Here is a 19,867-nt window from a genome sequence, read left to right as displayed (position 1 = left end):
TCTATTTGTCGAGGACCTTCCATCGACGTGTCTCGGCGTGACGTTCCGCCCCCACCCAGTTACCCGACAGTCTCTGACGCGAAGGGAATCTTCGCGTCAGAGCTAGTTTCACGGAATGGCCGAGTGGGTCTGTGACTGCTGCGGGCGGTGGCGGGTGAGCGTGGAGCTGATCCGGGGCCGCTACCGCTACCGGCTGACCTGTCGATATCCCCAGCGGTTCGGCGGTGGCCGCAACGTGCTCGGCGAGGTCGGCTCCGTGGCGGAGCTGGAGGAGCTGCTGCGGCGGCGTACCCCATTGAGCCTGGCCGACCTGCGCGAAGCCGCCTGACCCCGCGCGGCCGGTGGACCCACGGCCCGATCGACGATCGGACCGGCCGGTGGATGCTGCCGCTGCCCGGCGGACGTACCCGGGTCGAGGCGGCCGTCGACCAGGCCGGGCCGCTCGCCGGGCTGATCGGCCTGCTGTACGGCGGACTGCTGAGCCGCTACGTCAGGCTGGAGGCCGACGGGCTCAGGCGTCGCTGCGAGCGGAGCTGACGGCCGGTTTCTCCAGCACGGCCAACGGGGTGCCGTTCGGGTCCGGACGGTGTGCCACGATCCGGTAGCCGTACCGCTGGTACAGCTCGATGTTGCGGGCGCTGTCCGCGCCGGTGAACAGCGTGAACAGGGCCACCTCGGCGGGGCAGGCCGCCTCGATCGCGGCGAGCAGCCGAACGCCGATGCCCTGTCCCTGCTGGTCGGGTGCGACCGACAGGCGCCCGATGTGCGCGGTGTCCCCGTCCATGCGGGCCCGCACCGAGCCGACCAGCCGGTGGCCCAGCCGGGCGGCGAGGACTGTCATCGGGCCGCTCAACGCCGCCCGGACCTCGTCCAGCGTCTCGGTCAACGGCGGCAGGAACGGGTCGGCGTAGTGCTGCGCCTCGGTCAGGTACGCGGCGCGCTGCACGGTGAGGATCTCGCCGGCGTCCGCGACACCGGCCGGGGCGATGGTCGCTTCGACGCTCATCCGTGCAGCACACCACAGTCGGCCGGCCCGCTGATCGCTGGCCGGTCCCTCAGAAGCGGGCGAACGAGCGGATCGGGGCGCGCGGGCCGTACTTCGGCGCTTGGATGCCGGCGGCCTCCAGCAGCAGACACACCCGACCCCGATGCCCCCTAAACGGCTCCAGCAGGGTCAGCATCCGCGCGTCGTCGCCCCGTGGCTCACCGGCGAGCGCCCAGGCCACGGTGTTCGGGATGTGGTAGTCGCCGACGCTTACCGCGTCCGGGTCACCGTAGGCGATCCGGACCACCTCGGCGGCGGTCCACGGGCCGATGCCGGCGATGGCGGTCAGCCTGCGGGTGGCCTCGGTGGCGTCCACGCAGCGCTCCAGCCGATCGGCGAGCGCGGCGGCGCGGCGCAGCGTGTCGGCCCGGCGCTGCTCCACGCCGAACGGGTGGAACACCCAGTACGGCGTGGCGGCCACGGCGGCGGCCTCGGGCGGCAGCAGCAGCGGTTGCAGCGGGCCGGGCGCCGGCTCGCGGAAGTGCCGCACGGTCGCCGCGTACGCCCGGTACGCCTCTTTGCCGGTGACCTTCTGCTCGAAGACCGCGCGCAGCAGCCGGGGGAAGACCTGCCCGGTGGTGGGCATGCGCAGCCCTCGGTGCTCCCGGGCCAGCCGGGCGACGAGCGGGTGCGCCGCCGCCAGGTCGGCGAAGCCGGTCAGGTCGTCGTGCAGCCCGGCGATCTTGTCGGCGCGGGCCACGACGTGCTCGGCGCCCGGACCGTAACCCTCGGCGAGCAGCTCACCGCCCGCCGGCCGCAGGGCGAGGGTCGCCGGCCCGTCCGGGGTGCGGGTAGCCCACCAGAACGTTCCGGCGGCGACACGCGCGCATGGGTCGTACGGGCTGAAGGTCAGGCCGCGGACCGACGCGGCCAGCCGGTAGCCGACGGGCGGGTGCAGCACCCTCGTCGCGGCAGGCTCGGTCTCGGTCACCCCTGCCACTCTGCCAGGTCACGCTGCGGTGCCGGTCGCCGCCGTCGCCGACGCGCTCCGGGCACGATGGTGGCCGGTCGCGCCATCCCCGGCGGCGACCGGCCACCATCGTGCCCTGGCGGTTCGGGATCAGTACGAGTAGCCCGAGCCACCGGCGTCGCTCGACCCGCTGTCCGCCGGCGGCGCGACGGCCTTCGGCGTCGAGGTGGGCAGGCAGGTCAGGTTCTTCTTGCCGTTCTGGTCGACCACGAACCAGGTGCCGCCGACGGCCTGCCCCTTCCACTGGCCGGGCTTCTTGTCGCCGATGTAGCGGTAGACCGGCCAGCCGCCGATGGTGAGCTGGCGGGTGCCGTCCTGGCGGGTGACGCTGCCGACCTTGTCGTCGGAGAGGCCGGTGAGCTGCGGGTTGCCATCGGTCAACGCCGGCGGCCACACCTGCGCGCACTTGTCGACGCAGTTCGACGCGGGCGGGTCGGCGGTGTCCTTGTCGAAGCGGTACAGGACCCAACCGTCCTGGTCCGTCACGACGTTGCCCATGCGGGCGATCTTCTTGCCGATCAACTGCTCGGTCAGGTCGACGTCCGCGGGCGGCGGCGCGTCGGCAGCCGGCGCCTCCGCGGAGGCCGACGCCTCGGGTTCCGCCGACGCGGTGGGCTCGGCCGCGGCGACGGCGACCGGCTCAGCCGCGCCCGAGTTCGCCCCGTCGTAACCCGCGGGAGCGCAGGCCGTTAGTGCGACCATCGCGCTCGCGACGATGACGGTCCGCTTCATCTGTGCCACGTGCCCTCCTCATTCTTGGCAGTTCACCCATAGGTACGGCGGGCGGGCTGTCAAGGTTGAAGAAGTAACAGTGGTCAATTTCACGCATTTTGATTGAACCGGAATGGACGATCATCCGTATGGCCCTGCGCGGAGGCCCCGCCAGGAAAAACACATCGACGCCGGCCAAGGGAACAATGGCCGGCGCCGACGATGGCACGTGACCCTACATGGGCACTGTGACCAGCGGACTCGCCACACCGTTACGGTCGACCGACTGCACCTGGAGTTGCTTGATGTCGCTCGTCAACGCCGACGTCGACGCGCTCAGCTCAAGACCCTGCGGGCGGTTGTTCGTCCCGTAGCCACCGTCGGGCACCGACCACGTCGAAATCACCTCCGTGGCGGCGTTCTTGCGTACCACCACCAATCGGCAGGTACGCGGGCCGGGCAGTTTCCGCAGGCTGAAGTTGATGCGGGTGCCGTACTCCCGCTCGACCAGGAACATGGTCGTCTGGACGCCGGTCGTCGGGTCGGTGGCGTCGACCTGGTCACCCTCCTCCTCGTTGCCGCCAACACCCGGGCCACTCGGCGGCGCGGTCGGCGCGCTCGTGGGCGGGTCGTTGGCGCCGGCGCTCGTCGTCGGCTCCGCGAGAGTCCCCGGCGTCTCGTCCCCGGCCACACTCACGAAGCCGTAACCCGTCAACCCGCCGAAGACCACCACCGCCGCGGCGGTCGCGAGCATCTGACGAAACCTGGTGCGCCGCCGGTCGGCCCGGACCGCGACCAATGTCCGGTCCAGCAGCGCCGGGTCGGTGGCGGTCTGCTCCAGGGCCATCATCGTCTCGCCGTCGATGCCGGAGAGCAGGCCCACCACCGGCACCATCGTCTCCAGCTCGGCCGCGCACGCCCAGCACGCGGCGAGATGCTCCTCGAACCGCTCGGTGTCCTGCTCGTCGAGTACGCCGAGCGCGTACGCGGCGACGTCCATGTGGTCTGGCCGGCTCATTCTGTCACCCCCCGCTCCTGCAGAGCCGTGCGCAAGGCGCGCAGCGCGTAGTAGACCCGCGACTTGGCGGTGCCCAGCGGAAGCCCCAACTCCTCGGCCGCCTCCGGCACCGTCCGCCCCCGAAAGTACGTCGCGATCAGGATCTCCCGATGCGACTGACTCAGCGTACGCAGCGCGTCCGCCACCGTCATCGTGCGCAGCACCCGGTCGGTGCTGTCCGCCTCTGCGAACGCGGTCAGGTCCCGGTCGTACGTCTCCGGCGGCCGGGCCTCCTGGCTGCGGTGCTCGTCGATGGCGATCCGACGCGCCACGGTGACCAGCCACGGTCGCAGCGAACCCTGCCCCTGCGTGCCGAGGCGGTGCGCGTTGCGCCAGGCACGCAGCAGCGTCTCCTGGACGATGTCCTCCGCGCGCTGCCGGTCCCCCCCGGTGAGCCGCATGACGAACATCAGCAACGGGCCGGCGTGCTCGGCGTAGAGCAGCCGGATCAACTGGTCGGAGTGGCTGGCCTCGGTTGTCGTCGCCTGGTGGCGCCCGGGCGCCGGTCGGGGCGTCACCGGACCATTTTGGCGAGACGTGGCTCGGGCGTCGACCCCCCGGGCAGACGAGGTCGACCGCGATGACGACCGCGCGGACAGCCAGTCCGCGCCAACCGCGTCGCCATGCCAACCGGCCGCCACCGCATGCATGTAGACCTCCGGGATGTCCGTGACCAACGCCGGCCCACGAGGCGGGCCGACCGGTGGTACGCAGCGACGCCCCGAGCGGATCAACGAACCGCGAAAAAAGTTCCGGCGGGGCCGCCAACCGGCCCCAGTGGACCGGTTCAGCGGCGGACGGAGAACAGCCCCGGTGGTGGCGGATCCGAGCCGGTGGCGTCGGCGTCGCGCACCACCGCCGCCCCACCTGCGAAGCGGTCCAGCTCGTCGTCGGCCACCACCCGGCCGGGGAACCAGTCGCCGGCTGCCCGCCGGGTCAACGCCGGCACCGGGGGAGCGGTTCGTCCGGCCACCAGCACCAGATTGCCGTACCGGCGACCGCGCAGTACCGCCGCGTCGCCGACCAGGCACGCCTGGGGTAGCACCGTGCGCACCGTGGCGACCTGGCTGCGGGCGTACCGCAGCGGCGGGCCGTCGGCCAGGTTCGCCAGCAACCAGCCCGCCGGACGGAGCACCCGTGCCACCTCGGAGGCGTAGTCCACCGACGTGAGGTGCGCCGGGGTGCGGGCACCGGCGAAGACGTCGGCGACCACCACGTCGTAGCTGGCGTCCCGCGTCGAGGCCAGCACGGCCCGCGCGTCCTGCACGCGGACCCGCAGCCGGGCGTCCGAGGGCCAGGGCAGCACGCGGCGCACCAACTCCACCAGAGCACCGTCCACCTCGGACACGCGCTGGGTCGAGCCGGGCCGGGTCGCCGACACGTACCGGGGCAGGGTCAACGCGCCGCCGCCGAGGTGCAGCACCCGCAGCGGCTCGCCGGGAGGCGCGACCAGGTCCAGTGCGGCGGCCAGCCGCCGGACGTACTCGAACTCCAGGTGCGTGGGGTCGGTCAGGTCGACGTGCGACTGCGGCGCGCCGTCCAACAACAGCGTCCACGAACCGGGCCGGTCCGGCGACGGCACCAGCTCAGCCCGCCCGGTGTCCACCTGCTCGACCACCCGGTCATCCGTTCGTTTGCGCCCCACCGCGACCCCGCCCGCTCAGCGGCCGACGCGCGCCGCGGCGGTCAACGCGCGGTGCAGCAGCCGGGAGTCGCCGAGCAGCGCCCGCAGGCGGCGCTCCAGACCGGCGATCGGGATCAGGTTCTGGGGTGCCCGTGGATCCTTGTACGGCGTCGACGCGAACCGGGGCAGCGTGACCAGCGACAGGTCGGCCAGGTCGATCGCCGCCTCGACGGACAGTTCGATCGAGCACTCCACCCGGACGATGCCGGCCCACGGCGCGCCCACGGCCACCGGCAGGCGCAGATACCACGACCAGCCACCCCAGGGCGTACCGAGCCGGAAGACCGGCGAGCGCTCGCCGGGCGCCAGGCCGGTCACCACCGCCGTCAGTCGGGCGTCCAGGTACTGGCTGTGCTGGCTCTTGATGTAGCCGAGCGTGCGCGGCAGATGGCGGCGACTGCGCAGCGGACCGTCCACCACCAACAGGTCCCCGTCGACCCGGGCGGCGTCGGACACCGCCACCTCCAACGCGGTCAGCGGAGCCTGCACAGCCGCCGGCAACTTCGCCAGTTCGCCCGCGCCACCCACCCGGTGCACCGGATAGCGGATCGCGCCCGCCACCACGTCCTGCGCCGACGGGCTCGCCGTGAACAGACCCCGGCCCACCTGCGTGCCGGCCAACTGCGCCGCGCCCCGACCCAGGTCGCAGCGCACCACTCCGGCCGCGTACGACGCGGCCAGCCCCGGAAACGACCCGCCGTCGTCCTCCGCCGTCCAGATGCTCGCGTCGATGCGGCGGACCCCGTCGACCAGGAGCACCACGTCCGGCGCCCGGACATCGGCGCGTACGCCGATCGCCCGCCAGTCGACGGCCGGCAGCTCCACGTCGACCTCGACCTGGGCGCTGCTCGGGGTGGCCGGGCCGGTGGCGGACGCCTCGAAGGACGCCCCGTACGCCGGGTCCCACGCGTCGACGAAGAACGCCGCCGCACTCCCCGCGCTCACCGGCCGGTCCGTTCGATCCGCGCCGAGCGGGCGTCCTTGCGTACCTCGAAGCGGACCGGAATCCGCTCGGCCAGCGCCGCGACGTGGGTGACCACGCCGACCATCCGGTCACCCCGGGCGGCCAGGTTCTCCAGCGTCGCGGCCACCGTGTCCAGTGTGGCCGCGTCCAGCGTGCCGAAGCCCTCGTCCAGGACGATCGACTCCAGACTCGCCGCGGTCGTCGACATGCCGGCCAACTGCTCGGACAGCGCCAGCGCCAGCGCCAGCGACGCCTGGAACGTCTCCCCACCGGAGAGGGTCCGCACGCCCCGGCGTAACCCGGCGTCGTGGTGGTCGACCACGAAGAACTCGCCCTTGTCGTGCACCAGCTCGTACTGGCCCGAGGACAGCTCCCGCAGGATCCCCGACGCGCCGTCGACCAGCAGATCCAACGCCTCCGCCAGCAGCCACCGCTCGAAGTTGTTGGCCCGCAGGTGCCCCGCGAGGGCCCGCGCCACCTGCGCCTCACGCTCGTGTCCGGCCCGCTGCTCGCGCAACGTACCGGCCTGCTCGCGGCGCTCACGCAGCCGGCGTCGGTCGGCCTCGGCCCGCTCCACGGCGACCGTCGCGGCGTGTACCGGATCGTCGCCGACCGGCACGTCGGCGGCGGCGAAGATGTCGGCGATCCGCTGCTGCACCGCGTCGGCGGCCGCCTCGGCCTCGGCGACGACGGTCGCCCGGCCGGCCCGGTCGGCGCGGCGACGCTCCGCCTCGGCGGTCGCCCAGTCGGTCAGCGCCGCCCACGAGGCCGCCACGTCGTCCCGGTCCGCGGCCGGCGGACCGAACCGGGCCAGCCCGTCGCGGGCGGTGTCGAAGCCCCGCCAGGTCGCCCGCAGCCGCTCCTGCGCCGCCTCCACACCCGCCCGGGCCTGGCGGGCGCTGTCCCGGCCCGCCCGCACGGCGGTCGCCGCCTCGTCCAAGGCGCGTCGCAACCGGGCGTGCTCGGCCAACTCCCGGCGCAGCACCGCCGGCTCGTCCGCGCCCGCGAGCTGCCCGTCCAGCTCGGCCAGCCGGGCGTCCACCTGCTCCTGGCGGGCTCGGGCCTGCACCAGCAGCCGCTCCGCCTCACGCGCTGCGGCGTCGCGTTGCTGCACCGCCGCCTGCGCGGCCTTCGTGGCGGCCCGCGCCGCCTTGCCGGCCGCCGTCGCCGCGGCCACCGCCGAATCCGCCGGGACCGCCGGCACCCGCGCCACCGGCTGCTCGCACACCGGGCAGGGCGCGCCCGGATGCAGATGCGTCCGCAGGCCGACCGCCAGATCGGTGGCCTTCGCCTCCTCGTGCGCCTGGAAGGCCGCCTCCAACTCGGCGTCGGCCCGCTCGGCGTCCACACGGGCGGCGGTCAGCGCCGCCACCGCCGCCGTGTGCTCCACGTCCGCCGCGCGCACCGCCGGCCGAACCGTGTCGGCCTCGCCGATCAGCCGATCCCGATCGTCGTACGCCCGTAGGTGCAGCCGCAGCGCGCTCTCGTCGCCGGCGCTGGCCAGCTCACCGCGTAGCTTCTCCTCCCGCTCCTCGGCCAGCGACACCCACGAGGCCGCCGCGTCGGCCTCGACCCGTGCCGCAGTCACCGCACGCGCCACCTCGGCCACCCCGCGTGGGGCACGGACCCCGGACAGCACGCTCAGCTCGTCGTCGAGCGCGGTCAGGGCGGCCGCTGCCTCCCGCGCGCGTACCCGGGCCGCCGCCAGCTCCGGCATGGCCCCGGTCAGGGCGCCGGCCAGCTCGACCATCCGGTCGACGAGGGCGTCGGCCTCGACCAACGCCTCGTCGTCCACCCCCGTCAGGCCGGCGAGCACCTGGTCGACCGCGTCCAATCTGGCTTCCGCCTGCGCCGCGCGGGCCGTGGCCTTCTTCTGTACGTCCTCGTACACGCCGAGACCCAGCAGGTTGACCAGGATCTGCTGCCGGGTGGCCGGCTTGGCGTGCAGGAAGTCGGCGAACTGCCCCTGCGGTAGCACCACGCAACTGGTGAACTGCTCGTACGGCAGCCCGACCGCCTCCAGTACCGCCTGCTCCATCTCGGCGGGCGTGCCGGCGACCACCTCGCCGAGGTCGTCCGGGCTCAACCCGGTGTCGAGCTTGGTCACGTCGAAGCCGGCCGGCATCACCTGCAACCCGGCGTTCGCCGTCTTGACGTTGCCCCGGCCGTCCCGGCGCACCACGCGGGTCGCCACGTACCGGGCGCCACCGGACTCGAAGACCAGCCGCACCCTGGCCTCGGTTGCCGACGGCGCGAGGGCGTTGGCCAACCCCCGCGCGCCACCCCAGCGGGGCACCGTGCCGTAGAGGGCGAAGCAGATGGCGTCCAACACGGTCGACTTGCCTGAACCGGTGGGCCCGATCAGTGCGAAGAAGTCGGCGTCGGTGAAGTCGACGGTCGTGGAGTCCCGGAAGACCGTGAACCCGGCCATGTCGAGGCGCATCGGTCGCATCAGTGATCGACCTCCTCGAAGAGCTCGTCGAAGAGTTCCCGAACACCCTCGTCGTCGTGGCCCCGGCTGTCCAGGTAGTCGCCGAACAGCTCCCGGGGAGAACGCCCCGACCGCTGCGCGATCCGCGTGCCGCTGCCTGGCGCCGCCAGCAGCTCCGGGTCGATCCGGATCTCCAGCGCCCGGGGAAGCAGCTCCTGGACCTCCTCGCGCAGGCCCGCGCGGGGTTGCTCCCGTACGAACACCCGCAGCCAGGCGTCCGGCGCCTCGATCTCGGCGAGCTGCGCCAGCGTGCCGCGTACCGTCCGCAGCGCGCTCGCCGCGGTCACCGGCACCTCCCGCACCCGGGCGGCCGTGCTGGCGGTCACCTCGACGATCGTCACCGACGGCACGTTCTCCTGCTCGCCGAAGTCGACGGCGAGCGGACTGCCGCTGTACCGCACCGGGCACGGGCCCTCGACGCGCTGCGCCCGGTGCAGGTGACCCAGCGCCACGTAGTGCGCCGTCGCCGGGAAGACGGTGGCCGGCACCGCGTAGCCGAGCACCGTGTGCGCGTCCCGCTCGCCGCCGCCGGCCGCCGCGCCGATCACCGTCAGGTGGGCCGTGACCAGGTGCACCCGGTCCGGCTCCGAGAAACCCTCGGTGAGCCGGCCCAGCACCCGACCCAGGTGGTCGGCGTACGTCTGGTTTGCCTCGGCGGCGGTCAGCTCGTACATCTCCAGCGCGCGGATCGCGTACCGCTGGGACAGGAACGGCAGCGCGGCCAGTTGCCAGCGCTCCCCGCCGGCCGTGGTGCCGTCGATGACGTGCTCGGCCGGATTCTCCCGTACCCCGCCGCGCAGCGTGATGCCCGCGGCCTCGGCCCACGGGCGCAGCGCGTCCAGCGCGGGCCCGTTGTCGTGGTTGCCGCCGATCGCGATCACGTCCGCGCCGGTACGACGCAGCGCGGTCAACGCCCGGGTGACCAGGCGGGTCGCCTCCGAGGTCGGTGCGGCGGTGTCGTAGAGGTCACCGGCGACGATCACCAGGTCCGGCTGTTCGGCGCGGGCGATGTCGATCAACCCGGCCAGCACGGCCTTGTGCTCCTCGGCCCGGGACTGCCCCTTGAGCACCTTGCCCACGTGCCAGTCGGAGGTGTGCAGGATTTTCATGGGTGTGCGGGCCCCCTAGAACGGGATGTCGTCGTCGGTGCTGCCGCCGCCCGAGCCCACCACGGCGAACGGGTCGGCGGACTGGGTGATCGAGCGCAGTGTCTCCGAGGGGGCCCGGCCCGCCTCGGAGACCCGGGTGGCCCAGGCCGGGAACGGGAACTCCAGGCAGAGCGGCACCGGGATGTCCGGCTGGTTGACGAACATGGTGCCCGGCTTGGCGAGCAGCGCCCGCTGCCGCTGCGCCGGCGGCAGGAAGCCGTACTCCGGGCGGGACGCCTCGGCGGGGTCGAGCCGGCCGACCACCCGGATCGCCGAGTTGGTGACGATGCGCCGCTCCACCTCGCTCGCCGTCTGCTGGGCGCCGATCAGGATGACCCCGAGCGACCGACCCCGCTCGGCGATGTCGAGCAGCACCTCCTTGATGGGGGAGGAGCCCTCCCGGGGCGCGTACTTGTTGAGCTCGTCGAGGACGACGAAGAGCAGCGGCTTGGCGGTGCCGGACTTCTCCTTGCGCTCGAACTCGCTCTTCAGCGTTACGCCCACCACGAACCGCTGGGCCCGATCCGGGAGGTTGTGCAGGTCGACGACCGTCACCTGCGCCGATTCGCTGGTGTTGATCGAGTGCGGGCGACGGACGGCCAGGTCGCCGCGGATCAGCCGGGCCAGGTCCTTCTTGCTGCCGATCAGCCGACGGGCGAACGCGTTGACGGTGCCCAGACCGACCGCGCTGCCCGCCCAGTCGGAGCGGGTCTCGTCGTCATTGAGCGCCTCGACGATGTGGTCGACCAGGTCGCCGTAGGACCCGAGCCGGACCCCGTCGATGCTCACCCCACCATCGGCGGGCTGGGCGTAGCGGGCCAGGTGCGCGGCGACCGAGTGCACGACCATCGTGTACTGCTGGCGCTCGTCGTCGGCGTCGGCGAAGACGTACGGCAGCAGGCGGTCCGAGCAGAACTCGCTCAACGTCCAGTAGAAGGCGTCCACGCCGGTCAGCCGGCTGCTCACGTCCGGGGTGCCGGCCGCGTCACCGACCCGGGGCGGGGCGTACACCCGGACGTCGGGGAAGGCACCGGCGCTCAGGCCCAGCTTCGCGTACGCGGCCCGGGTCGGCTCGTCGAGGCGCGTGTTGGGGTGGTCGAGGAACAGCAGGTCCTCGCCCTTGACGTTGAAGATCAGCGCCTTGGCGTTGACCGCGTCGCCGCCCAAGACGCCGGAGCGGAACACCGAGTAGAGCAGGAAGGTGGCAAAGCTGGTCTTGGTGGCCACGCCGGAGATGCCGGAGATCGACACGTGCGCGCCCCGGCTGCCGTCGAGGAAGTCGGCGTTGAGGTAGACCGGCACCCCGTCGCGGCCCATACCCATCGGGATGCGCCGTTCCATCCGGTCGAAGTGCAGCGCGCGGGCCCGCGCGTCGCCCTCGGCCCGGTGCACCACGGCCCCCGGCGTCGGCGGCACGTACAGCTCCGGGTCGACCCGGGTGGTGGTGACCTCGGCCGCCTCCTGCACCTGCGCGGGCAATGTGCCGTCGGCGATGGCGAAGACGTCCGAGTCGAACTGGGCACCCTCGTGCCGGGCCCGGACCTGGGTGACCACCCCGGCGATCGTCACCGGCTCGCGGTTGGGCAGCTCACGACGGGTGACCACCACGTCGTCGAGTTGGAGGTAGCTGCCGGGGGCCACGGCCGTCCAGAACTGCAACGGGGTGGCATCGGCGGTGCCCAGCACCCGGCCGACCAGCTCGCCCGGGCCGTCGAGGTCGTCGAGACCGGCGTCGGTCATCGGTCGAGGTGGGTCGGTCGGGCAGCACGGTCGGGAAGCATGACGTGCATCCTGCCCGAGGAGTACGACAGGTCGCCACGCGACGCGGCGGACGACACGATGCCCTGTCACACTCGCGACGCTGGGTGTGTGGGCGAGCGACGGCCCGTCACACGCGCGGATGCGGCGGAGCCGTCAGACGCGGGCGTGGTGGAGCCGTCACGCGCGGGCGTGGTGGAGCCGTCAGACGCGGGCGTGGTGGAGCAGGAGGACGCCGTCGTCGGCGGCGAGCACGTGCCGCAGCGGCAGGTGCCGGGGTCCGGTGGCGTCGCCGGCGGTGATCCGCCCCGGTCCTGGGCCGGCGAGCAGCGGCGCGATGGTGAGACACAGCTCGTCCACCAGGTCGGCGGCGGTGAGCGCGCCGAGGAGGTGCGGGCCACCCTCGCAGAGCAACTGGGTCAGCCCGCGCCCGTGCAGCTCGGCCAGGGCGGCGGCGAGGTCGACCCGGCCGACGCCGCAGCGCAGCACGTCGGCGACGTCGGTGAGGCCGGGTGGCGGGTCGGCGTCGGAGCGGGTGAGCACGATCGGTCGTACCGGCGCGTCGGCGAACGCGGCCTGCGCCGGGTCCAGGTCGAGGGCGCCGGAGACGACCACCAGCGTCGGGTACGTGGCCAGCCCGTTCGCCCGCCGCCAGGCGCGACGGCGTTCGTCCAGGCGCACGGCCCGGTACCCCTCGTGGCGCAGGGTGCCGGCGGCTACCACGAGGGCGTCGCAGACCATCCGCAGGAGGCCGAAGACGCGCTTGTCCGGCTCGCCCGACAGCCCCGCGGAGTAGCCGTCGACGGTGACCGCACCGTCCAGGCTGGAGACGAAGTTGACCCGTAGCCGGGGCTGGTCGGCGCGGCCGTAGAGGGCGGTCAGCGTGGCGTCGTCGAGCGGCTCGGGGGACGGCTCGGGCCAGAGCCTCCGGATCGGAATTCCGACCGTCATTCGCCGGCCGGACCGGTGACCGGAGGGGTCGGTTCGGCGGTACGGTGCTGGCAGTCGCACCAGTTTCGGCCCGGGCAGTCGTCGTGCCGCCGGGCCCGGCACGCTCGGCAGATCATGCTCGCAGCCTAAGCCGCGGGAGGACAGGACAGCATGCCGCGTCAGATCTTCCAGCTGAAGATGTCCCTCGCCGGCGTCCGTCCGCCAGTGTGGCGGCGGGTGCTCGTCCCGGCTGGCTACACGCTCGACCGGCTGCACCGGGTCGCGCAGCATGCGATGGGCTGGCGGGACTGCCACCTGCACTCGTTCGAGATCGACGCGGTGGCGTACGGCGAGCCCGACCCGGACGGGGGACTGGCGCTGCACGACGAGCTGGACGTCCGGCTGGACGCGGTGCTCGGCAAGGGCAGCAGGTTCTCCTACACGTACGACTTCGGTGACTGGTGGGAGCACGACCTGGTCGTCGAGGACGTGCTGACCGCCGACCACGACGAGCGGTACCCGCTCTGCCTGGATGGGGAGCGTGCCTGCCCGCCGGAGGGCATCGGTGGCCCGGTGGGCTACCAGGCGCTGCTGGCGGCCCTGGCCGATCCTGCTCATCCGGAGCGGGCGCTGTTGGCGGGCTGGGTCACCGACGGCTTCGACCCGACGTTCTTCGATCCCGCCGTCGCCACCACGCTGCTGCGCCGCTTCTGCTGAACTGGCCGGTCGGGCCGGCGTCGATGCCCCGGGGTACCGGTCTGAAACAGGGCGGTAACGATCTGGGAACGCTCCCAACGGTCTATTGACACCCTGATAGCACCCCGGCAATCTCATGGGAGCGCTCCCGGCGGTGTGGCGGAAGTCTCCTTCACAGCTCTCCCCAGACGTCCACGGCCACCGCTGAGCGGCGCGGGGCGCTACAGCACCCCCCACCACGTACGACACACCAAGCCTCACCACTTGAGAGGGGTCAGGATGAGCGTCACCTCACGTCGCCGTTTTGCGGCGATCGCGCTCGCGTCGGTCGCCGTGCTCGCCGCGGCGACCGCCTGCGGCGACGGCGACTCGTCGTCCGATTCGGACGGCGGCAAGGTCACCCTGGTCGTCGACGTCTTCGGCGACCAGGGCTTCGGCTACGAGGATCTCTACAAGCAGTACCAGACGGAGCACCCGAACGTCACGATCCAGGAGCGCGGCAAGGGCCTCGGCCTGGGCGACTACAACACCCGGCTGACGCAGCAGATCACCGCCGGGGCCGGTGCCGGTGATGTCGTCGCCCTCGAAGAGGGCACGATCGTGCAGTTCTTCGCGCAGGCCGACAAGTTCGTGAACCTGGCCGACCACGGCGCCAACGACCTCAAGGGCAACTTCCTGCCCTGGAAGTGGGAGGGTGGCCTCACTCCGGACGGCAAGGTGCTCGGTCTCGGCACCGACGTCGGTGGCATGGCCGTCTGCTACCGCAGTGACCTCTTCAAGGCCGCGGGCCTGCCGACCGACCGTGAGCAGGTCGGCGCACTCTGGCCGACGTGGGACGCCTTCATCGAGCAGGGTCAGAAGTTCGCCGCCGCCGACAAGAAGCACAAGTTCGTCGACTCGGCCACCAACTTCTACAACATCGTGCTGATGCAGACGGCGGGCGCGGGCAACGGCTACACCTACTTCGACAAGAGCAACAAGCTCGTCGTCGGCGAGAACCCGGACGTGCAGTCCGCGTTCCAGCAGACCACCAAGATGATCAGCGCGGGTCTGTCGAACAACCTGCGCAGCTTCTCCAACGAGTGGAACGCCGGTTTCAAGAACGGCAGCTTCGCCACCATCGGCTGCCCGGCGTGGATGACCGGTGTCATCAAGGGGCAGGCCGGTGACGCGGCGGCTGGCAAGTGGGACGTCGCCAAGGCGCCGGGTAACGGCGGTAACTGGGGCGGTTCCTGGCTGGCCGTGCCGAAGGCCAGCAAGCACCAGAAGGAAGCCGCCGAGCTGGCCAAGTTCCTGACCAGCGCCAAGAGCCAGACCGAGGCGTTCAAGAAGGTCGGCAACCTGCCCTCGTCGCCGCAGGCTCTTGAGGACCCGGCCGTGCTGGCCGCGACCAACGAGTACTTCAGCGGCGCGCCGATCGGCAAGATCTTCGCCGCCGGCGCGAAGGAGCTGAAGCCGGTCTACCTCGGCCCGAAGAACCAGGCGGTCCGGGATGCTGTCGAGAACGCGCTGCGCAGCATCGAGCAGGGCAAGGCCGCCGACGCCGCTTGGCAGGACGCGGTGAAGAACGGCCAGGCAGCAGGCAAGTAACGGCTGTGACGCGCTCACGGGTGGTGCCGCTCCGGCGCCACCCGTGACCCGCGTCGAACGCCCTGCCGCGGCGCCCCACGAGGTGCCGCCGAGTGTGAAGGACCGCTCATGAGCTCCCTGAATACCCCCGCGCCACCGGGCGCGTCGGCCCGCGGGCCGCGCCCGGCGCCGCGCCACTCAACGGCGCGCCGCCGGCAGTTGAACCGGCTGGACCTGCGCTTCACCCCGTACGTCTTCGTCCTGCCGTTCTTCGTGCTCTTCGCGATCTTCGGCGTCTACCCGATCGTCTACACGTTCTGGATCGCGATGACCGACCGGTCACCGATGAACGCGACGATCAGCTTCGTCGGTCTGGACAACTTCGTCGAGCTGTTCACGAACGACCCGCAGTTCTGGAACGCGGTGGTGAACACCTTCGGGATGTTCGCGCTCTCCACCATCCCGCAGTTGCTCATCGCGCTGCTGCTGGCGAACGCGCTGAACCGGCGCATCCGCGGCCAGATGTTCTTCCGACTGGCCATCGCGATGCCGATCATCACCTCGACCGCCGTGGTGGCGCTCATCTTCTCGATGATCTACGCCCGCGATTTCGGTCTGATGAACTGGCTGCTGGACCTGGTCGGTGTCGGCCCGATCGACTGGCGGGCCAACCGCTTCGCCTCCTGGTTCGCCATCGCCACGATGGTCGACTGGCGGTGGGTGGGCTACAACGCCCTGATCTACCTCGCGGCGATGCAGTCGATCAGCAAGGACGTCTACGAGGCAGCCGCCCTCGACGGCGCCTCGCAACGCCGCCAGTTCTGGTCGATCACCATCCCGCAGCTGCGTCCCACCATCATCTTCACGCTGATCATCTCGACCATCGGTGGCCTGCAGCTCTTCACCGAGCCGTTGATGTTCACCAGCGGCTCGGGCGCGCTCTCCGGCGGCACGGAGGGGCAGTTCCAGACGATCACGATGTACCTGCTGGACGTCATGAACCAGCGGTTCCGGTGGGGTTACGCGGGCGCCGTCGCCCTGGTGCTGTTCCTGCTGATCGCGTCCGTCTCGTTCCTCAACTACCTGCTGGCCCGCCGCATCAGCTCCGACAAGTGAGGGTGGCCCACCCATGACCAGTACCACTCTGCGACCGCCGACGGTCCGGCCACCGGCCGAACGCGCCGGCATCCGCCACCGGGCGGAGAAGCTCTGGACGGCCAGCCCACTCACCTGGTTCGGGCTCGTCCTCGGCGTCATCCTGTCGCTCTTCCCGTTCTACTGGATGATCGTCATCGCCTCACGGACCAGCGACGCGGCGAACTCCTGGCCGCCGCCGTTCCTGCCGGGCGGCAAGCTGGGCGAGAACATCCAGCGGGTGCTCGACAACGGCGACGCGAACATCGTCAAAGGCCTGATGAACTCGTTCCTGGTGTCGGGCACGATCACGGTGGCGACCGTGTTCTTCGGCTCGCTCGCCGGGTTCGCGTTCGCGAAGCTGCGCTTCCGCGGCAAGAACGCGCTGTTGCTCATCATCCTGGCCTCGATGATGATTCCCATTCAGCTCGGCGTGCTTCCGCTGTACATCCTGATGGCCAAGCTCGAATGGCTGAACACGATGCCGTCGGTGACGGTGCCGTTCCTGATCGGCGGCTTCGGCATCTTCATGATGCGCCAGTACGCCGAGCAGGCGGTGCCCAACGAGCTGATCGAGGCGGCCCGCGTCGACGGCTGCTCCACCTGGCGTGTCTACTGGCACGTGGTGGTGCCGGCGCTGCGACCGGCGGCGGCTGTGCTCGGGCTGCTCACCTTCATGGAGCAGTGGAACCAGTTCTTCTGGCCCTTCGTGGTGCTCGCCGACCCGGCCAACCCGACCGTGCAGATCTCGCTGCGCAGTCTGAACACCGCATATTTCGCGGACAATTCCCAGATTTTCGCGGGTACGCTCATCGCGACCCTTCCGCTGTTCATCGTCTTCGTTCTGTTCGGCCGCCAGATCATTGGCGGGATCATGGAAGGTGCCGTCAAGTCGTGAGCAACGCCGCCAGCCCATCCGCCGTCGACCTCCTCGACGAGCGTTCCGGGCTGACCTTTCCGCCCGGCTTCCTGTGGGGAGCCGCGACCGCGGCCTACCAGATCGAGGGGGCGGCGGCCGAGGACGGCCGCACCCCGTCGATCTGGGACATTTTCAGCCACACCGAGGGCCGGGTGGTCAACGGGCACACCGGCGACGTGGCCTGCGACCACTACCACCGGCTCGGTGACGACGTCGCGTTGATGGCCGAGCTAGGCCTGAAGTCGTACCGTTTCTCGGTCTCCTGGCCCCGGGTGCAGCCCGGCGGCACGGGCGCGGCCAACCCGCAGGGCCTGGACTTCTACCGGCGCCTCGTCGACGAGCTGCTGGCCCACGACATCGAGCCGTGGCTCACCCTCTACCACTGGGACCTGCCCCAGGAGCTGGAGGACGCTGGCGGCTGGCCGTCGCGGGACACCGCCGCCCGCTTCGCCGACTACACGACGCTCGTCGCCGACGCGCTCGGCGACCGGGTACGTTACTGGACGACGCTGAATGAGCCGTGGTGCTCGGCGTTCCTCGGGTACGGCTCCGGCGTACACGCCCCCGGTCGGTCCAACGGCGCGGACGCGGTCCGCGCCGGACACCACCTGATGCTCGGGCACGGCCTGGCCGTGCAGGCGCTGCGGGCCGCCAGGCCCACGGCCGAGGTGGGCGTGACCGTCAACCTGTACCCGGTCGACGCGGCCACCGACGCCCCCGCCGACGTCGACGCGGCCCGCCGGATCGACGGGCTGGCCAACCGCTTCTTCCTCGACCCGCTGCTGCGCGGGTCGTACCCGGAGGACCTGGTGGCCGACCTGCGTACGGTCACCGACTTCGACCACGTCCGTGACGGTGACCTGGCGAGCATCTCCACGCCGCTGGACCTGGTCGGGATCAACTACTACAGCCGGCACGTGGTCGCCGCGCCGATCGAGGGCGCCGAGCCCGAGCCGTACTGGCGGGCACCCTCCTGCTGGCCGGGCAGCGAGGACGTCCAATTCGTCACCCGGGGCGTCCCGGTCACCGACATGAACTGGGAGATCGACGCCCCGGGCCTGGTGGAGACCCTGCGGCGGGTGCACGAGGAGTACACCGACCTGCCCCTGTACGTCACCGAGAACGGGTCCGCGTTCGTCGACACCGTCGTCGACGGGCAGGTCGACGACGTCGACCGGCTGGCCTACTTCGATGCCCACCTGCGGGCCTGCCACGAGGCGATCAACGCGGGCGTGCCCCTGCAGGGATACTTTGCCTGGTCATTGATGGATAATTTCGAGTGGGCCTGGGGCTACACCAAGCGCTTCGGCATGATCCACGTCGACTACGACAGCCAGCTTCGCATCCCCAAGTCCAGCGCCAGGTGGTACGCCTCGGTGATCCGACGCAACGGTCTGGCCGCACAATAGGCACGGGCCAGCCATCAGGGCGGTCCCGGCGTCCATCCTCGGGTGGGGCCGGGTCCGCCCGCCGTCGGAGGAGCAGACGATGACAACGCAGCGCACCCGCTCGCTCGGGCGCCCGACCCTCGACGCGGTCGCGGCGCGCGCCGGCGTGGGTCGGGGCACGGTTTCGCGCGTGGTCAACGGCTCGCCCCAGGTCAGCCCGGAGGCTCGGGCCGCGGTCCAGCAGGCCATCGCCGAGCTGGGGTACGTGCCGAACCGCGCGGCCCGAGCGCTGGTCACCCAGCGGACCGACTCCGTCGCCCTGGTGGTGTCCGAATCCGGGGAGCGGATCTTCACCGAGCCGTTCTTCGCGGCGATCGTGCGGGGGATCAGCTCCGGTCTGCTGGAGACGCCCATGCAGCTCTGGCTGGCGATGGCCCAGTCGCCGGTCGAGCGGGAGCGCGTCGAGCACCACCTCACCAACCAGCACGTCGACGGCGTACTGCTGCTGTCGCTGCACGACTCCGATCCGCTGCCCACCCTCCTGGAGGAGCGCGGCCTACCTGCGGTGCTCGGTGGCCGACCGGCCCGGATGCTGCAACCTGGCGCCCAGCCGGCCTGGTTCGTCGACGTGGACAACGTTGGCGGTGCACGGCAGGCGGTGGAGTACCTGACCGGCCAGGGTCGGCGGCGGATCGCCACCATCGCCGGCCCGCAGGACATGGGCGCCGGCCTGGCCCGGCTGGCCGGCTACACCGAGGCCGTCAAGGCCACCGGCGTCGGCGTCAACCCCGACCTGATCGCGTACGGCGACTTCAGCGAGGGCAGCGGGGCGACCGCCATGCGCCGACTGCTGGACGCCTGCCCGGACCTGGACGCCGTCTTCATCGCGTCCGACCTGATGGCGTTCGGCGCGCTGCGTACCCTGCGTGACGCCGGTCGACGGGTCCCGGAGGACGTCGCCGTGATCGGCTTCGACGACGCGCCGGTCGCCCGGCAGGCGGACCCACCGTTGACCTCGGTCTTCCAGCCGGTGGAGGAGATGGGCCGGCAGATGGCCCGACTGCTGGTCGCCCGCATCCGCGGCGACGACCTACCCGCTCCCCACATCCTCCTGGACACCCAGTTGGTCCACCGAGCCAGCGCCTGACCCACCCCACCCCACCTCCCACCCCCACCCCGCCCCGGGCCCCGCCCTGCCTGGGCCCCCTGCCCGGCCCTGCCCTGCCCGGCCCTGCCCTGCCCTGCCCGGCCCTGCCCGGCCCGGCCCGGCCCGGCCCGGCCCTGCCCGGCCCTGCCCTGCCCTGCCCGGCCCTGCCCGGCCCGGCCCGGCCCTGCCCGGCCCGGCCCGGCCCTGCCCGGCCCGGCCCGGCCCTGCCCGGCCCGGCCCGGCCCTGCCCGGCCCG

The 19,867-nt window shown here is 72.0% G+C and carries 19 protein-coding genes; 8 read left to right on the top strand and 11 right to left on the bottom strand.

Features of this window, described 5'->3' with window-relative positions:
• Positions 1-115 precede the first annotated feature (115 nt).
• Together ACLQ24_RS15670 and ACLQ24_RS15665 are read left to right on the top strand one after the other, a co-directional pair.
• A complete protein-coding gene (locus tag ACLQ24_RS15670) occupies positions 116-328 on the top strand; it encodes a hypothetical protein (protein ID WP_425892310.1) in 213 nt (70 codons plus the stop codon).
• 53 nt (positions 329-381) lie between these two features.
• The gene (locus ACLQ24_RS15665) at positions 382-537 is read left to right on the top strand and encodes a hypothetical protein (protein WP_425892308.1); all 156 of its coding nucleotides are present in this window, start codon (positions 382-384) and stop codon (positions 535-537) included.
• On the opposite strand, the gene ACLQ24_RS15660 is transcribed toward ACLQ24_RS15665, so the two are convergent.
• The 11 genes from ACLQ24_RS15660 to ACLQ24_RS15610 form a co-directional block, all read right to left on the bottom strand.
• On the bottom strand, positions 512-1,006 hold the full coding sequence (locus ACLQ24_RS15660; protein ID WP_425892306.1) for a GNAT family N-acetyltransferase: 495 nt from the start codon (positions 1,004-1,006) through the stop codon (positions 512-514). The two genes, ACLQ24_RS15665 and ACLQ24_RS15660, sit on opposite strands and share 26 nt — an antisense overlap.
• Before the next feature lie 49 nt (positions 1,007-1,055).
• Positions 1,056-1,976, bottom strand: coding sequence for a DNA-3-methyladenine glycosylase family protein (locus ACLQ24_RS15655; RefSeq protein ID WP_425892305.1), 921 nt, complete (start codon positions 1,974-1,976; stop codon positions 1,056-1,058).
• Between the two features lie 129 nt (positions 1,977-2,105).
• The gene (locus ACLQ24_RS15650; RefSeq protein WP_425892303.1) at positions 2,106-2,756 is read right to left on the bottom strand and encodes a COG4315 family predicted lipoprotein; all 651 of its coding nucleotides are present in this window, start codon (positions 2,754-2,756) and stop codon (positions 2,106-2,108) included.
• Between the two features lie 205 nt (positions 2,757-2,961).
• Positions 2,962-3,744, bottom strand: coding sequence for an anti-sigma factor family protein (locus tag ACLQ24_RS15645; RefSeq protein WP_425892302.1), 783 nt, complete (start codon positions 3,742-3,744; stop codon positions 2,962-2,964).
• Positions 3,741-4,433, bottom strand: a complete 693-nt coding sequence (locus ACLQ24_RS15640) for a sigma-70 family RNA polymerase sigma factor (RefSeq protein ID WP_425892300.1) — start codon at positions 4,431-4,433, stop codon at positions 3,741-3,743. The genes ACLQ24_RS15645 and ACLQ24_RS15640 overlap by 4 nt, the downstream gene beginning before the upstream one ends.
• Before the next feature lie 137 nt (positions 4,434-4,570).
• Positions 4,571-5,428 carry a spermidine synthase gene (locus ACLQ24_RS15635; RefSeq protein WP_425892298.1) on the bottom strand — a complete coding sequence of 286 codons (858 nt, stop codon included), beginning with the start codon at positions 5,426-5,428 and terminating at the stop codon, positions 4,571-4,573.
• A gap of 15 nt (positions 5,429-5,443) precedes the next feature.
• Positions 5,444-6,412 (bottom strand): hypothetical protein, encoded by a 969-nt coding sequence (locus ACLQ24_RS15630; RefSeq protein WP_425892296.1) that lies wholly within the window; start codon positions 6,410-6,412, stop codon positions 5,444-5,446.
• The gene (locus ACLQ24_RS15625; protein ID WP_425892295.1) at positions 6,409-8,883 is read right to left on the bottom strand and encodes an AAA family ATPase; all 2,475 of its coding nucleotides are present in this window, start codon (positions 8,881-8,883) and stop codon (positions 6,409-6,411) included. Before ACLQ24_RS15625 ends, ACLQ24_RS15630 begins: the two co-directional genes overlap by 4 nt.
• Positions 8,883-10,031, bottom strand: a complete 1,149-nt coding sequence (locus ACLQ24_RS15620) for an exonuclease SbcCD subunit D (RefSeq protein ID WP_425892293.1) — start codon at positions 10,029-10,031, stop codon at positions 8,883-8,885. Before ACLQ24_RS15620 ends, ACLQ24_RS15625 begins: the two co-directional genes overlap by 1 nt.
• 15 nt (positions 10,032-10,046) lie before the next feature.
• Complete coding sequence (locus ACLQ24_RS15615; RefSeq protein ID WP_425892291.1) at positions 10,047-11,810, bottom strand: ATP-binding protein; 1,764 nt, start codon at positions 11,808-11,810, stop codon at positions 10,047-10,049.
• A gap of 222 nt (positions 11,811-12,032) precedes the next feature.
• Positions 12,033-12,779 (bottom strand): pyrimidine reductase family protein, encoded by a 747-nt coding sequence (locus ACLQ24_RS15610; RefSeq protein ID WP_425892289.1) that lies wholly within the window; start codon positions 12,777-12,779, stop codon positions 12,033-12,035.
• Between the two features lie 150 nt (positions 12,780-12,929).
• Here ACLQ24_RS15610 and ACLQ24_RS15605 point away from each other — a divergent pair, with 150 nt between their 5' ends.
• From ACLQ24_RS15605 to ACLQ24_RS15580, 6 genes are all read left to right on the top strand, one after another.
• Positions 12,930-13,475 (top strand): plasmid pRiA4b ORF-3 family protein, encoded by a 546-nt coding sequence (locus ACLQ24_RS15605; RefSeq protein WP_425892287.1) that lies wholly within the window; start codon positions 12,930-12,932, stop codon positions 13,473-13,475.
• Positions 13,476-13,733: 258 nt separating this feature from the next.
• Positions 13,734-15,044: an ABC transporter substrate-binding protein gene (locus tag ACLQ24_RS15600; RefSeq protein ID WP_425892285.1), complete on the top strand. Its 1,311-nt coding sequence runs from the start codon at positions 13,734-13,736 to the stop codon at positions 15,042-15,044.
• A 108-nt stretch (positions 15,045-15,152) separates the two neighbouring features.
• Positions 15,153-16,139: a carbohydrate ABC transporter permease gene (locus tag ACLQ24_RS15595; protein ID WP_425892283.1), complete on the top strand. Its 987-nt coding sequence runs from the start codon at positions 15,153-15,155 to the stop codon at positions 16,137-16,139.
• Between the two features lie 13 nt (positions 16,140-16,152).
• The gene (locus ACLQ24_RS15590; protein ID WP_425892281.1) at positions 16,153-17,055 is read left to right on the top strand and encodes a carbohydrate ABC transporter permease; all 903 of its coding nucleotides are present in this window, start codon (positions 16,153-16,155) and stop codon (positions 17,053-17,055) included.
• Positions 17,052-18,485 (top strand): GH1 family beta-glucosidase, encoded by a 1,434-nt coding sequence (locus ACLQ24_RS15585; RefSeq protein WP_425892279.1) that lies wholly within the window; start codon positions 17,052-17,054, stop codon positions 18,483-18,485. The genes ACLQ24_RS15590 and ACLQ24_RS15585 overlap by 4 nt, the downstream gene beginning before the upstream one ends.
• 79 nt (positions 18,486-18,564) lie before the next feature.
• Positions 18,565-19,611 carry a LacI family DNA-binding transcriptional regulator gene (locus tag ACLQ24_RS15580; RefSeq protein ID WP_425892278.1) on the top strand — a complete coding sequence of 349 codons (1,047 nt, stop codon included), beginning with the start codon at positions 18,565-18,567 and terminating at the stop codon, positions 19,609-19,611.
• The last annotated feature ends 256 nt before the right edge of the window (positions 19,612-19,867 follow it).

The sequence above is a fragment of the Micromonospora sp. DT4 genome, from assembly GCF_049841675.1.
GTDB lineage: Bacteria > Actinomycetota > Actinomycetes > Mycobacteriales > Micromonosporaceae > Micromonospora.
Note: the sequence above shows the minus strand (reverse complement) of the source record. Positions and strands in the feature narration are given on the sequence as shown.